Source organism: Mesobacillus subterraneus (assembly GCF_020524355.2).
GTDB classification, from domain to species: domain Bacteria; phylum Bacillota; class Bacilli; order Bacillales; family Cytobacillaceae; genus Mesobacillus; species Mesobacillus subterraneus_C.
In genome coordinates this window covers 3388826-3402409 of sequence record NZ_CP129019.1, presented here as the reverse complement: position 1 = coordinate 3402409, position 13584 = coordinate 3388826, and the positions used below count along the sequence as shown (strand labels likewise).

The window sequence follows — 13584 nt, the reverse complement described above, 5'->3', positions numbered from 1 at the left end:
TAAAAAAATTATGGAAGCCCTGAATCAGGTTGGCTTATTTGATGTAAGGAATATTCAGATTAAACAATATTCCAAAGGAATGCAGCAGCGGCTTTCGCTTGCGCAGGCTCTGATGCCGGATGTTCCGCTGCGAATTCTCGATGAACCAACCAATGGACTAGATCCACTCTGGGTATACCGCTTCAAGGAAATTATCCTGGAAGAGAAAAGACAGGGCAGGACAATTTTCTTTACTACCCATATCCTCAGCCTGGTCGAAGAATTGGCAGACAGAGCTGCGTTCATGCAGGAGGGGCATCTGCAGTATTGTGACTCAGTTGAATCACTTGTACAAAAAGACGGTGTCTATACTCCACTTGAGAAGGTCTTTTTTTAATTAGGTATTAAATACCAGACGAAAAATCCCGGTGTTGATTCAACACCGGGATTCTATGATTATTTTGTTCATATCACATTAATGGCCGCTTTCTTCTTCGCTTTCCCCATCCATTTCGCTGTCCTTATTCTTATCCTTATCCATATCCATACTGTCGCTGTTCATCTTCATTTTCATATAGCGTTCGTTTGCAATTTGATCGATTTGCTCCCATGTTGCATTGGCAGGGTTCTTATCGCTGTTTTCAGAAATGAATTTCTCGGCGCTTTCGCTGTCTTTGAAGAATGCGTAGCCGTATTTCATCGGAGTCTTAAGGTCTGCCTTTACAGGTATCGCAGAATCAGCCTCGACCCATTCTGATGTGATATAATCACGGACCCATTTCTCCTCGAATTCAACATCATCACGTCTATTGATATTTAATAAGCAGCCTGAGTCATCAAAGAATACATATTCTCCGTCTTTTGTTTTGGCCTGTGCTGTGAAAACTCCCATTGGATCAGCTTCCGGATATACCTTCATGTTGCAGAATGCACAGACATCGTCAGCACCTGGTTCATGAGGGCCATCTGCATGGTCGTCATCATCGTGGTTCACTTCAGTTGCTGCCGTTTCCTGACCCTCTTTTTGTTCATTTTCCGTTGCTTCATCTCCACAGCCAGAAACAATTATCATTAAAAATAAGGCCAACATGATAGCAAATAACTTCTTCATAAAATCTCCTCCTTTGATCGAATTTAATCCTATCAGGGAGTTGTGAGTAAAATGCGAAAAATCAAAGGAAAAAGCGTGAGAAGTATTCTATTTTTTGTGACAGTTTTATGACGATTAAGCAATCATTAAAATATATATTTTATGTACATTCTTAAGAAGGTGAAAGAATTAACTGATAGGATAACCTTGTTGCGCATATCGTTAAAGTAGTGCGAGGGTGTGGATAAAGGATGCCGCCAGCCTGACCAGACAAAGAAAAGCGTATGATACTGTTTTTTTTGTGTGCGAACATCAAATAAAAGCTTCTTACTTGAAAATACTCGTTCTAAAGCGCAGTTTTGCATTGTAATTTATATAAGTACTAACATGCTAATCTTGTTTTCTCCTGCTATTAAACTTCATGAAATCAAGATAATAAGCAAAATCTTCTTTGCTGATACCGTTTTTTATAGCTTCATCTACAAGTCCAACCCATTCATCATCAACAGGCATCCTGGCGGCTTTCATGTTTTGCTGTCCCATCAAATACTCAACAGTTGTATCAAGGTTGTCTGCCAAGCGGGACAATACCTGAAGCGATGGATTTCCCTGAATCCCTCTTTCGATGTAACTGAGATAGGATTTAGAAACATTCGCTTTTTCGGACAGTTCACTAATTGAATAATTTTTTTCAAGCCTTAAGCTTCTTATAGTTTCTCCAACCTTCATAAGTGGATCTCCTTTTTATTCATCTATTAATTCATTATAACGAACAAAAGGGTTCTTTTAAAAACACGAGAAACTGAGATAAACGGAGGATATTCTTAAAAAAGAACGATTTATGTTCTTTTTTAAGAAAATTCGCGATATTTTAGACTTTTTCAGAATTGATACTTATGGACTATACTCGAATGGAAGATAGTAACAATTCACTTTTCAAAGGGGCTGGATGGCTGTGTACAGAAAAAATTGTGACCGTTGTAATCGTCCTTCGTTTAGCAGCAGTGAGGTAGGAGAGTGGCTCTGCCCAGTTTGCGGAAATGATTTAACAAGATATCCGTTTTTTAATGCCATCAATCTTGAAAAAGTGGTAATTACACCGCACTTAAAAAAGCAAATCTATAAGAAAATTGGCCAACGATAAAAACATCTCAAGTTTATGGGGGTTATTTGAAAAAAAGCGTTCTACAATTAGATTCATAATCTGACATAATATTTTAATGAATGGTTGTAATTTTCAGATAATATCTCTTTCTTACTATAATTTTGTAATTATTTGGGATAAAAGAGATGAAATACTTTTATTACAGCCGACAAATATTTACATTTTTTATATATAGAACAATGTACAATGGCATTGAAAGTGAAAAAATGAGTAAAAAGATACAGAAAAAGGCAAACTTGTTGAAAAACTAGGACGCAAAGTCACGGATCTAAGGTGCGATTAACTATGATGGCCGGACTGCCTGGAATACTAACTGTATTTTGGGAGGGAAAAACTTGATTAAAGAGCAGGTAGTTTTCGAAGAACTGGATACAGAATGGGTGCAGCTTATAATGGAAGCTTTAGAGATGGGAATTAACAAAGAGGAAATCAGGGAATTTTTAACGAAACCCAACAAATAGACAAATGAATTCTTACATAGAAAATGGAAGTGCCATCGAGCAGCTCTTTTGGAGGTGCTTTTTATTTTTAAAAAAAAATGGACAGCTTAGACTGTCCATTAAGTTTATTTATTGTGGAGTCTCCACTTATTGAATTCTAAAAACTCACGAAACTGGTCCTTTGTGATACCAGAATCCATTGCTTCTTTTACAAGGTTGACCCAATCAGTATCCATATTTTCCTTGTCAGGTTGTTCATGTATTAGATGGTCTACTGGTACATTCAATACTCCTGCAATTTTTTCTAGAAATTGAATTGAAGGATTTGTTTGAAGGTTTCGCTCCAATGAGCTCAAATATGATTTTGCCACGCCGGCTTGCTCTGCCAGTTCAGATAAGGACATTCTTTTTTTCTTGCCGAAGTTTCTTGACGCGTTCACCGATCACTGTTATCCACACACCTTATCAATTTATATTTATATCATAACAAATCTGACAAAAGAGTTCCATATTAAGAACGGCCTATAGAACAATTATAACCAATCTTAAAGTTTTTAAGAGTCACTTTTATGAAAATCATGTTGGGAAAAAACTCATCGCTTTATTATCGGCCAATATGATTACAGTTGTACAATATTTTATGAAGATTCTTTGAAAATTTCATATTCCATTGTCACTTGTGTTCAAAACCGCATAAAAAAGGTAAAATGGTAGCAATCAGACAAGGTACGGGTGATGTGTTATGCAGAAAAAATATTTAGTGATTTACAAAGAGATTTCGAAACTGATCCAGGAAGGGCATTATCCTCCAAAAACGATACTGCCATCTGAAAATGAATTTGCTGACAGGTATCAAACCTCGAGGGAAACAATCCGGAAAGCATTAAATCTGCTTGCTCAAAATGGGTTCATTCAAAAAATTCGCGGCAAAGGTTCGCTTGTGCTGGATTTGAAAAGACATCAGTTTCCGATTTCGGGATTGATTAGTTTTAAAGAACTGGCGGAGAACATGGGCGGAAAGGCCAAAACGACTGTGGAAGAGTTCATTCTTGAATTAGCAGGCGGTGAAATTGCCAGGGGAATTGAATGCAGAAGAAGATGAAAAGATTTGGAAGGTAAAAAGAGTGAGGCATATTGATGAAGAACGAGTGATTCTTGACAAGGATTTTCTCGTAGAAAAGCATGTGCCAGGCCTGTCACGTGTGACTTGTGAAAACTCGATATTTGAGTATATTGAAGGGGAACTGGATAAAAAAATCAGCTTTGCAAAAAAGGAATTTACAGTAGAGGAACCAAGTGCCGAAGACAGAAAACTACTTGATATGGAAGGGTTCAATGCGATTGTCATCGTGAAAAACTATATCCATTTTGATGATGCTACCCTGTTCCAATTTACCGAGTCAAGGCACCGTCCTGATAAGTTCCGTTTCGTTGATTTTGCCAGACGTATGGATACTCAACAGTCCTTATAATGGCTCTTTTCGAAAAGTAAGCAAGGGTCACTGTATTTTTACGTTTTTTCGTGCGATGTCTGTTATGGTACTGCAAGAAATAGCTCGAAGCTGGTCATAATGCAATTGATAGCTTATAAAGCATTAATCAATGCAACAACATCCCTAAAAAATAGCTGCCATTGAAGTTGCCCGGTTAACCAGGCTGTCAATTGGCAGCTTTTATTTATTGTGAAATTTCTATGTTTAATGCTTGGGGTACTTGCCGACAAGATGGATGGCACTGATGATTCTTTTATTGATCCAGGCCCTGTTTTCATGCGTATTAAGCTGTTCGTAAACTACCTTCCGGCCATCTTCAGTAGTGACGTAGTGACTTGGAAGAGTGTTCAGGCTGATGGCAATGATATCATTCCTGCACTTCTGGCAGTTACAGAAAGTCTGGTAATCAGGGCTCATCATCAGCACGTTGACAAGAGTGGAAACGACCTCTTCCATTACATTGACATAATTAAATTTCATGGTGCTTTCTCTCCCTATTGATGTCCTAGATTAAATTATAGTTGAATGCTGGAAATATAAAATGTTTTTTTAATATTTGCTATAAGATAGGTCTTTTTGCATATTTTTATACAAAATATTGGAACTTTTATTAAATGTTTTACGAGCCTCAGACAGGGAAATTTAATAGTGGAGATCTTGTAGAAAAGGAGATGTTGAGGACATGGGTAAAAAGATTGCCTGTTTATTAACCGATTTATTTGAAGATGTCGAATATCTTGAGCCGGCACGCGCATTCACCGAAGCGAGTCATGAAGTAGTCACAATCGAAAAGGAAAAAGGGAAGACTGTGACGGGAAAGCAGGAAAAAGCCGAGGTGAAAATTGATGAAAGCATCGACAGCGTTAAGCCGGAAGATTTCGATGCACTTTTCATTCCTGGAGGCTTCTCTCCGGACCAGTTACGTGAAGACGAGCGATTTGTCCAATTTGCCAAGGCATTCATGGACGAAAAGAAACCAGTCTTCGCCATCTGTCATGGACCTCAGCTGTTGCTAACTGCAAAAACGCTAGAAGGCAGAGGAGCCACCGGCTATAAATCCATCCGTGTGGATATGGAATACGCCGGAGCAAAATACATGGACAAAGAAGTCGTCGTTTGCTGCAACCAGCTCGTGACCAGCAGGGAACCGAAGGACATCCCGGCGTTCAATCGTGAAGCCCTTAAGGTGCTGGAATAGTATTGGTCAGGAACCCTTTTGCTTAGGCAGAAGGGTTTTTTAATGGCGGTGGTTTGTAGCTGGAAACTGGAAAAAACCGTGTGAAATTTCCAATTCGCTATAAAAAAGAGATTTTCGCTATAAAAATTTCATTATCGCTATAAAAAATGAATTTTCGCTATGAAAACGAGAAAATCGCTATAAAAATAAAATTTTCGCTATAAAAATTTATGGATGAGACTTTTTATAGAAGCAAAGAGGGTATTCGTAATGAAATCAGGCAACAAAGGACAATTTCATATTGCTCTCCGGCAATCTGGTTCATTTTGCGAATTTCATCATATAAGATAATATAGAATTGAATTGATTCGGGGAGATGACGGAATGATTGTTTTAAAATCGGCACGTGAGATTGAAAATATGAAGGCAGCGGGCAAGCTGCTCGCTTCCGTGCATAAAGAGTTGCGCAAACGGATTAAGCCTGGGGTTTCTACCTGGGAAATTGATCAGTTTGTTGAGGATTATTTGAAGGAGCACGGCGCCACACCTGAGCAGAAAGGTTACCGGAACTATCAATATGCAACGTGCGCCAGCATCAATGATGAGGTCTGCCACGGCTTCCCTAGAAAAGAAGCCCTGAATGATGGCGATATTGTCACGATCGATATGGTCGTCAAACTGAACGGTGCATTGGCGGATTCTGCTTGGAGCTACGCCGTTGGGGATATAAGCGAACAGTCACAAAAGCTGCTCGATGTAACAAAAGAGGCATTGTATCGAGGTATTGCAGCATCCGTACCTGGCAATCGAGTTGGCGATATTGGTCATGCGATCCAGTCATTTGTCGAAGGAGAAGGCTTTTCGGTTGTCCGTGAATTTATCGGTCATGGCATAGGCGCAGTGATTCATGAGAAGCCCGATATTCCACACTATGGCATGCCTGGCAAGGGGCCGAGGCTTAAGGAAGGCATGGTATTCACCATCGAACCAATGGTCAATATCGGCGAATGGAAAACGATGATGGATTCTAATGGCTGGACAGCAAGAACCGTAGACGGCAAGTTGTCGGCACAGTATGAACATACAATCGCGATCACCAAAGATGGTCCTGTCATTTTGACTCAACAGGATTAACAAATGTAGCGGGCTGAACACGAGTTTGGCCCTATTTTTATAAAAGAAATGAAAAAAAAATTTCAGCTTCAACATATAATTACGAAATTCGGCGTCAAAAAAAGGAGGCAATACAATTGGCCAGTGAGTTGAAAGGGCAAAATGTCATCGTCAAGATTAAAGCCATCCACTCGTCTCTTTCCTCGAAGGAGAAGGCAGTCGCGGATTATATATTGAACAATCCAAAGGAAATCATCCATTTATCAATCACCGAGTTTGCAGAGAATGCTTCTGTCGCTGAGGCAACCATTTTCCGTTTTTGCAAACGGCTTGGATTTCGGGGCTATCAAGCTTTTAAAATCGCGCTTGCGAGTGAAGTCGTGGAACCGATCAAGAATATCCACGAAGAAATAAAGGAAGAAGATCGAGTTGTTACTCTTGCGGAAAAAGTATTTTCCGGGCATATCGAGGCAATGAAAGGAACGCTTAATCTTCTGGATGAAAAGGTTCTTGAGAGCATTATTGATGTGCTTGCAAAGTCAGCACGCATAGATTTTTACGGATCAGGCGGTTCGTCAGCCATCGCACTCGATGCATATCATAAATTTTTGAGGACAGGCATCAATTGCAATGCCCACAGTGACGGACATCAGCAAATTATTTCCGCAGCGCTTCTCGGTCCTGGACAGGCAGCCGTTGGAATTTCCCATAGCGGCAGCAATAAAGATGTCATAGAAGCACTGAGGATTGCAAAAGCTAATGGAGCCGCGACAATCGCAATCACAAGTCACTTCAAGTCTCCACTATCAAAGGAAGCGGATTACGTATTGTACACGACCTCACGCGAAACACTATTCCGATCTGAAGCATTAGCTTCAAGGCTGGTTCAATTAAGTTTGATTGATGTGCTTCATGTAGGTGTTTCAGTTCGCAAGCAAGAACAAACACTGGATAACCTGCAAAAAATCAGGGAAGCCATTTCAATCAAAAGATATTAAGAATGAAAATTATTTTCTTATTTTTAATATACATATGAAAAAATATTTGATATTATCTTTGTATAAAGTTCGCTTCATAAATGAGAAGCTGTTTGGAAAATAAATAATAAATGAGAAATTTTTAACGAAAAAGGAGTGCTTCTAAGTGAAACTAGGAATGGTTGGCCTTGGTAAAATGGGCTATAATTTGGTATTGAATTTGATGGAAAATGGCCATGAGGTAGTGGCGAACGATATTAATGAAGAAGCGATGCAGAAAATTAAAGCAGAAGGTGCTGAGATTGCTGCAGATTATAAAACAATGGTGGACATGCTGCCAAAGCCGCGTGTAATCTGGCTGATGATTCCTGCTGGCGATTTAATCGACCAGGTCATCGAAAAGTTCACACCTTTCCTTGAAGAGGGCGACATTCTGATTGATGGCGGCAATTCAAATTACAAGGATACACTTCGTCGTGCTGAAAAGCTTTCAGCAGCAGGCATCCAATTCATGGATGTCGGTACAAGTGGCGGAATGGAAGGCGCTCGTAACGGTGCTTGCACAATGATCGGCGGCGATGCAGAAGTTTTTGCCCATGTAGAACCAATCTTCAAGGACATTTCAATCGAAAAAGGTTATCTCTACACAGGTAAAGTGGGAAGCGGACATTTTCTGAAAATGGTCCATAACGGAATTGAATATGGTATGATGCAGGCAATTGCCGAAGGCTTTGAAATCCTTGAAAAGAGTCCGTTCGATTATGACTACAAAGAAGTGTCGCGCGTCTGGAACCACGGATCCGTCATCCGCAGCTGGCTGATGGAATTGATGGAAAATGCGTTCTCCAAAGAGCCAAAGCTTGAAAGCATCAAGGGCGTCATGCACTCATCAGGCGAAGGAAAATGGACTGTTGAAACCGCACTTGACCTGCAGACAGCAGCACCGGTCATCGCGCTGTCACTGATGATGCGCTACCGCTCACTTGAAGACGATACGTTCACAGGAAAAGTTGTTGCTGCACTAAGAAACGAATTTGGCGGCCACGCAGTTGAAAGAAAAGAAGATTAAGACTCAGGTTCTCCTCTAAATGAGGGGAGCCTTTTTTTATTGTACGGGATGTATTAAATATTTTCCTTGTGGATGACTATAAATTGTTTTCTTAATCCAGCTTCAGACGCATGTCTAGCTGCGGCTCCTAACTCCTCGAGTCGCTTCGGTCCGCCCAATGAAGTCAAAGAACGACTTCACTGGTCGGCCCTCCAGCGCTTGTCGGGGGTGACCAAGGCGCTTGCGCTTTTCTTATACACGTTCATAAAATTATCCTTTTTTGCAAGATGGCTACGTTACTTTTTCCGTTATAGTGGAAGGGAATAATGGAATTGGGGGCGCAGATTGTGAAAACAAAGTGGTATTTCTTTTTTCTTACAATGATTGCCGTTTCGGCTATTATATATGCTTTTCTTGGAGTCAGGGGGAGATGAGCCGGTAGAAATTGGCGTCCTGATGATTGGTGAAAACAGATATGAGAAATTCACTGGTTTGGAAGCTGGGTTGAAAGATCTCGGGTATACCGATAATGAGGTTCATTTTACTGTGAAAAATGCACATGATGATGAAGTGCTGATTGAAAAGCAAATCGATGAGCTGCTCGAGGATGAACCCAATCTAATTGTTACGCTTGGCGGGATTGAAACTCAGCGTCTGAAAGCAAAAATGGATGAGAGAAACATTGAAATTCCGGTAGTTTTTGCAGGTCTTGCGGCACCGAAGGAACTTGGATTGATTAAAGATTACAAGTCACCTGGAGGTCTTTTTACCGGGATCAATAATTATCACGCAAGTATCTCTGGCAAGCGCCTCGAGATGCTTACTTCACTTGTGCCCGCTATTGAAAGGGTGCATGTGATTTATGACAGCAAAATTGATGTCAGCAAATTGAGCCTTGAAGAAACAAGAAAAGCAGCGAAGGACTTGGGGGTGGCGATTTCCCCATGCGATGCCAGCTCGAAGGAATGCCTGGATACTCTATGGAAAACGGTTGATGATGGAGAGGCAATCCTTATCTTGCCGAGTTTCAGGATTGAATCGCTGACAGCTGAGATTGTGAAGCTGACGGAGGAGAAAAAAGTTGCGGCAATGGGATTGTATGATTTTGAAGCGAAAAAAGGGTTGTTAGCAAGCTACGGATCCAGCTTTTATTCGCAAGGCTATCAGGCATCAAGGTTTGTCAGCTTGATTCTTCAGGGAAACAAGCCGGGGGAATTGCCTGTAGAACTGCCCGATGGCATTCGTTTTGTCGTCAACCAGCAGACGAAGGACTCGCTTGGAGTCGCCATTAATCAAGATCTGCTGCATATCGCCGAGCTGATTCATCCTGAAGTACAAGGAGGCAGGAAGCGATGAGAGCACTGATCAATTTCCTGCATTCGCAGACAATCCGCAACAAGGTTCTTGTATTCGGTGTCGTGATGTCGACCATCCCGTTGCTGCTGATTAGCTTATTTTACTACTCTTTTGTTAAATCGGATCTGGAAACGAGGATTCTGGAAAAACAGCATCTTGTGCTTGAAAATCTATCGGGTGAAATCGATTATGAATTCAGCCAGACATTTCAGCGAATCCAAGTCCTTGCATCTCTTAATCTATTAAATGAAAAACAAAGCGCCTTATATGAGCTCCTGCAGCAAAGCGAATCAGTCGAGGAGGTCATAATTGCCGATGATAAAGGCTTTGTGGAAAAAAAGGGTATCGCGATACGAGCTCAACATTGCCGGGGATAACGAGCGGTGGTTCACGGATGAAATGTGGTTCCAGCTCCAGACACTTGACAGGGTCTACGGCCAGGTAGAATTCAACCAGTACGGCCAGCCTGTTATGAAGCTGGCAATTCCTTTTTACGAAGGTGAATCGAAAAAAGCCATCGGGGTCGTTGTCCAGCTTCAGAAAATAATCGGGAAAATTTCGTCCATGCGCCAGGACCACTCCTCATATATATATTTAATCGATGACAAAGACCGAGTCATCGCCCACCAGGACTACAGTAAGCTCTGGCAAAAACAAACGTCTGGCAGCGAGGATGAGCTTGGTGTTACAGCTGAGATTGAAGACTTAAACTGGGTGCTAGTGATGGAGCAGCCGAAAACAACGGCATTTGCCCCAATCAACAGGATGCTGCAAAGTGGCATAGGTGCAGTCGCATTGATGATTTTAACCGTAAGCTTAATCAGCGTTTGGGCGGGGCTTTATTTTACAAAGCCAATTGTCTCAATCGACCGGGAAATGAACAATTTGAAGCAAGGCCGGAAAATCAAGCCGGTAAAAATGAAACGGACCGATGAGCTGGGGAAACTGGCTGATTCCTTCAATGATATGAGCAAGGAGCTGCTTGAAAAATCAAGACTTCTCGAGCAGGAGAAGGAAAGGCTCGATGTGGTTGTCAACGGAATTGGTGCCGGGCTGGCTCTCGTGACGAAAGAGTATCGAATCACCTGGATGAACCCGATTTTAAAAGGGTGGCTGAAGGAAGACCGGTTGACCCTGCCTTGTTACGCAGTGATTGGCGGGGAAAATGCTCCTTGCTTGAATTGTCCAATTACCTGTCCGGATCTTGATAAAATCGCCGACGAAGTCATGAAGTTTAAGGACGGCGCGAATGGCGAGCGGATTTTCAGGCACAGGGTTTTCCCGCTGAATCATGCGATCGATGAAGAGGGAGAGTTCCTAGTCGTCCTAGAAGATATTACCGAGCAAAAACAATTGGAAGAAACGATGATCCAGACCGATAAACTAAGCGCGCTAGGCATCATGGCTTCGAGCTTTGCGCATGAGGTCAACAATCCGTTGGCGACCATTAATGTATACGCAGAGGATTTGATTGACCGAATGCAAGCAGATGACGAGGATCTCGATGAGGATGAAATGGAGCACTATCTCCGTAAAATCAAGGAAAATACTGAGCGCTGCAAACGAATAACCGGAAACCTGCTTAATTTTTCCCGGAAGAATGATTGGACAGAGGACCAGATCCGGGTGAAGGAAATTATCGAGAATAGCGTCAGCCTTGTCGAGCATCAGCTGAAAAAGCAGCGGATCCAGCTTGAACTTCATGTGGAAGAAGGGCTGCCGGCTGTGAATGGTGACGGCCTCAAGCTGATGCAGGTGATCGTCAACCTGATCAATAACGCAGTCGATGCGATGGAAAGCGAAGGAAGACTGGTAGTTTCAGCTTCAGAAAGAAATGGAGATGTGGTTTCGATTAAGGTCACAGACAGTGGACATGGAATCCCTGCCGAAGCGATGGATAAACTGTTTGATCCTTTCTTTACGACAAAGCCAGTTGGTAAAGGAACCGGGCTTGGCTTGTCAGTATGTTACGGCATCATCCAGCAATTCGGCGGGAGCATCACGATTGACAGCAAGCCATCAGAAGGAACGACGGTAGAAATCCAGCTGCCGGCAGAGCGTTTACTGAAAGCAGGTCTGGATGTGGCTCAGGGACCAATAGAGAAGGACCGCAGTATCGGCAGTCACTTGCAAGCACGAGAATCAGTAGTGAACAGTGAAAATAACTACGAGCGGTCGGCACAAGAAATAATGGAGGTGGGCTACGATGTCAGCAACAAGATTGTTAGTCGTTGACGATGAGCAGGATCTGCTTGAGCTTCTGGTAAGAAGGCTGAAGCGTAAGGGATTTGACGTGGACAGCGCTGGCACAGCAGAGGACGCCCTTAAACTTGTGAAAAAGAATGAATATGACATTGGTGTCTATGATATTAGGCTGCCTGGTATGGATGGGATTGAGCTATTGAAAGAAACCAAGAAAGCCCAGCCGGAAATCGAAGTGCTGATTTTGACCGGGCACGGGACGATTGATACTGCGATCGAAGCTATGAAGGTGGGCGCATTCGATTATATCACAAAGCCTTATAATCTATCAGAATTGGAACTGACGATAGGGAAGGCTGCGGAAAATAAAGCGCTGAAAGAAAAGAATGACTCAATGAAAAAAATCATCGCCCAGCATAATGGTTTCAATATCATTGGAAACAGTGCCAATTTTAAAGAAGTGATTGAGATGACGCGGAGGATTGCTGACAGCGAGGTACCGGTCCTGATTGAGGGCGAAAGCGGCACAGGCAAGGAGCTGTTTGCAAAAGCACTTCATTATTGGAGTTGTCGTGCAGAAGAACCATTCGTGCCGGTGAATTCGGGTGCGCTCCCTGAGCACCTGCTGGAAAGCGAGCTGTTCGGCCATGCCCGCGGTGCTTTTACCGGAGCGAGCCAGGATAAGAAAGGTCTCGTTGAAGCAGCAAAAGGCGGAACTCTATTTCTGGATGAGTTGGGCGAAATGCCATTGGCGCTGCAGGTGAAATTGCTGCGTTTCCTGGAGACAGGTGAATTCCGACGCGTCGGCGATGTCCGGGAACGGCATGTTAGCGTCCGGGTAGTCGCTGCAACAAATCGGGACATGGAAAAAGAAGTTGCCCAAGGGCGGTTCCGCGAAGACTTGTATTACCGGTTGAATGTTGTCAAGCTGACGATCCCGCCGCTGCGTGAACGGAAGGGAGACCTGCCAGCGCTGATTGAGCATTTCATCGGGAAAACGAAAGACCCATCGAAGCTGCTATCGAGTGAAGCATTCGCTGCCCTTGAAGATTATGATTTTCCGGGTAATGTCCGGGAGCTGAGCCACCTGATTGAACGCGGTGTGTTGTTATCCAAAGGAAGCATAATTGGAACTGAGGATTTACTTTTGCCTCACGCTGGTAAAACCAAGGCTGAGCCAGAAGTTCAGCTTTCTCCACTCTGCTCCTTGGAAGAAGTAGAAAGAGTGCATATCGAAAACGCTTTGAAGCAGATGAACTGGAACAAAACGAAGGCGGCAGATGTGTTAGGCATCAGCGTCCGCAATTTGTACCGCAAAATCGATCAATACGGGTTGAAAGAATAGGATATTAAGTTTGAAGGCAAGCAGCGAACTGGAAAAAATCGCTCAAAATTTCCAGTTCGCTATAAAAATCTAATTTTCGCTATAAAAAAGAAAAAATCGCTATAAAAACGAGATTTTCGCTATAAAACTTAAAAAATCGCTATAAAACCTAAATTTTCGCTATAAAACTTTTAATGACCTGGTAAAAGGAATTTGAAGA

At 42.4% G+C, this 13584-nt stretch carries 13 protein-coding genes, 2 pseudogenes and 1 riboswitch; of the genes and pseudogenes, 11 read left to right on the top strand and 4 right to left on the bottom strand.

Features of this window, described 5'->3' with window-relative positions; translation table 11 throughout:
• Nucleotides 1-10: 10 nt before the first annotated feature.
• On the top strand, nucleotides 11-376 hold the full coding sequence (locus LC048_RS17640; protein WP_306048266.1) for an AAA family ATPase: 366 nt from the start codon (nucleotides 11-13) through the stop codon (nucleotides 374-376).
• Nucleotides 377-454: 78 nt separating this feature from the next.
• Here LC048_RS17640 and LC048_RS17635 read toward each other — a convergent pair whose 3' ends face one another.
• Both LC048_RS17635 and LC048_RS17630 read right to left on the bottom strand, forming a co-directional pair.
• Nucleotides 455-1090: a nitrous oxide reductase accessory protein NosL gene (locus LC048_RS17635; protein WP_306048264.1), complete on the bottom strand. Its 636-nt coding sequence runs from the start codon at nucleotides 1088-1090 to the stop codon at nucleotides 455-457.
• 369 nt (nucleotides 1091-1459) lie between these two features.
• Complete coding sequence (locus LC048_RS17630; protein ID WP_226602679.1) at nucleotides 1460-1798, bottom strand: helix-turn-helix domain-containing protein; 339 nt, start codon at nucleotides 1796-1798, stop codon at nucleotides 1460-1462.
• 655 nt (nucleotides 1799-2453) lie between these two features.
• Nucleotides 2454-2539: riboswitch (cyclic di-GMP riboswitch) on the top strand.
• Nucleotides 2540-2569: 30 nt separating this feature from the next.
• Here LC048_RS17630 and LC048_RS17625 point away from each other — a divergent pair.
• A complete protein-coding gene (locus LC048_RS17625; RefSeq protein ID WP_226602685.1) occupies nucleotides 2570-2695 on the top strand; it encodes an anti-repressor SinI family protein in 126 nt (41 codons plus the stop codon).
• Nucleotides 2696-2799: 104 nt separating this feature from the next.
• On the opposite strand, the pseudogene LC048_RS17620 reads toward LC048_RS17625, so the two are convergent.
• A pseudogene (locus LC048_RS17620) lies at nucleotides 2800-3121 on the bottom strand (helix-turn-helix domain-containing protein).
• A gap of 295 nt (nucleotides 3122-3416) precedes the next feature.
• Between LC048_RS17620 and treR the strand changes: the two are divergent.
• Nucleotides 3417-4146: pseudogene (gene treR, locus LC048_RS17615) on the top strand (trehalose operon repressor).
• Between the two features lie 225 nt (nucleotides 4147-4371).
• Here the strand turns inward: treR and LC048_RS17610 are convergent.
• Complete coding sequence (locus LC048_RS17610; protein WP_226602688.1) at nucleotides 4372-4647, bottom strand: late competence development ComFB family protein; 276 nt, start codon at nucleotides 4645-4647, stop codon at nucleotides 4372-4374.
• A gap of 202 nt (nucleotides 4648-4849) precedes the next feature.
• Here LC048_RS17610 and LC048_RS17605 point away from each other — a divergent pair, with 202 nt between their 5' ends.
• The 8 genes from LC048_RS17605 to LC048_RS17570 all read left to right on the top strand — a co-directional run bounded on the left by LC048_RS17605 (nucleotide 4850) and on the right by LC048_RS17570 (nucleotide 13385).
• Entirely contained in the window at nucleotides 4850-5365 is a 516-nt protein-coding gene (locus LC048_RS17605; RefSeq protein WP_226602689.1) for a type 1 glutamine amidotransferase domain-containing protein, read from the top strand.
• 363 nt (nucleotides 5366-5728) lie between these two features.
• Complete coding sequence (map, locus tag LC048_RS17600) at nucleotides 5729-6478, top strand: type I methionyl aminopeptidase (RefSeq protein WP_226602693.1); 750 nt, start codon at nucleotides 5729-5731, stop codon at nucleotides 6476-6478.
• 116 nt (nucleotides 6479-6594) lie between these two features.
• Nucleotides 6595-7455 carry a MurR/RpiR family transcriptional regulator gene (locus LC048_RS17595; RefSeq protein WP_371931928.1) on the top strand — a complete coding sequence of 287 codons (861 nt, stop codon included), beginning with the start codon at nucleotides 6595-6597 and terminating at the stop codon, nucleotides 7453-7455.
• A 145-nt stretch (nucleotides 7456-7600) separates the two neighbouring features.
• Nucleotides 7601-8503, top strand: coding sequence for a phosphogluconate dehydrogenase (NAD(+)-dependent, decarboxylating) (gene gnd, locus LC048_RS17590; RefSeq protein WP_226602694.1), 903 nt, complete (start codon nucleotides 7601-7603; stop codon nucleotides 8501-8503).
• A 384-nt stretch (nucleotides 8504-8887) separates the two neighbouring features.
• Nucleotides 8888-9838, top strand: a complete 951-nt coding sequence (locus LC048_RS17585; protein WP_306048260.1) for an ABC transporter substrate-binding protein — start codon at nucleotides 8888-8890, stop codon at nucleotides 9836-9838.
• Nucleotides 9835-10215, top strand: a complete 381-nt coding sequence (locus tag LC048_RS17580; RefSeq protein ID WP_306048258.1) for a hypothetical protein — start codon at nucleotides 9835-9837, stop codon at nucleotides 10213-10215. The genes LC048_RS17585 and LC048_RS17580 overlap by 4 nt, the downstream gene beginning before the upstream one ends.
• Nucleotides 10154-12073: an ATP-binding protein gene (locus LC048_RS17575; RefSeq protein WP_306050538.1), complete on the top strand. Its 1920-nt coding sequence runs from the start codon at nucleotides 10154-10156 to the stop codon at nucleotides 12071-12073. The genes LC048_RS17580 and LC048_RS17575 overlap by 62 nt, the downstream gene beginning before the upstream one ends.
• On the top strand, nucleotides 12045-13385 hold the full coding sequence (locus LC048_RS17570) for a sigma-54-dependent transcriptional regulator (RefSeq protein ID WP_226602699.1): 1341 nt from the start codon (nucleotides 12045-12047) through the stop codon (nucleotides 13383-13385). The genes LC048_RS17575 and LC048_RS17570 overlap by 29 nt, the downstream gene beginning before the upstream one ends.
• The last annotated feature ends 199 nt before the right edge of the window (nucleotides 13386-13584 follow it).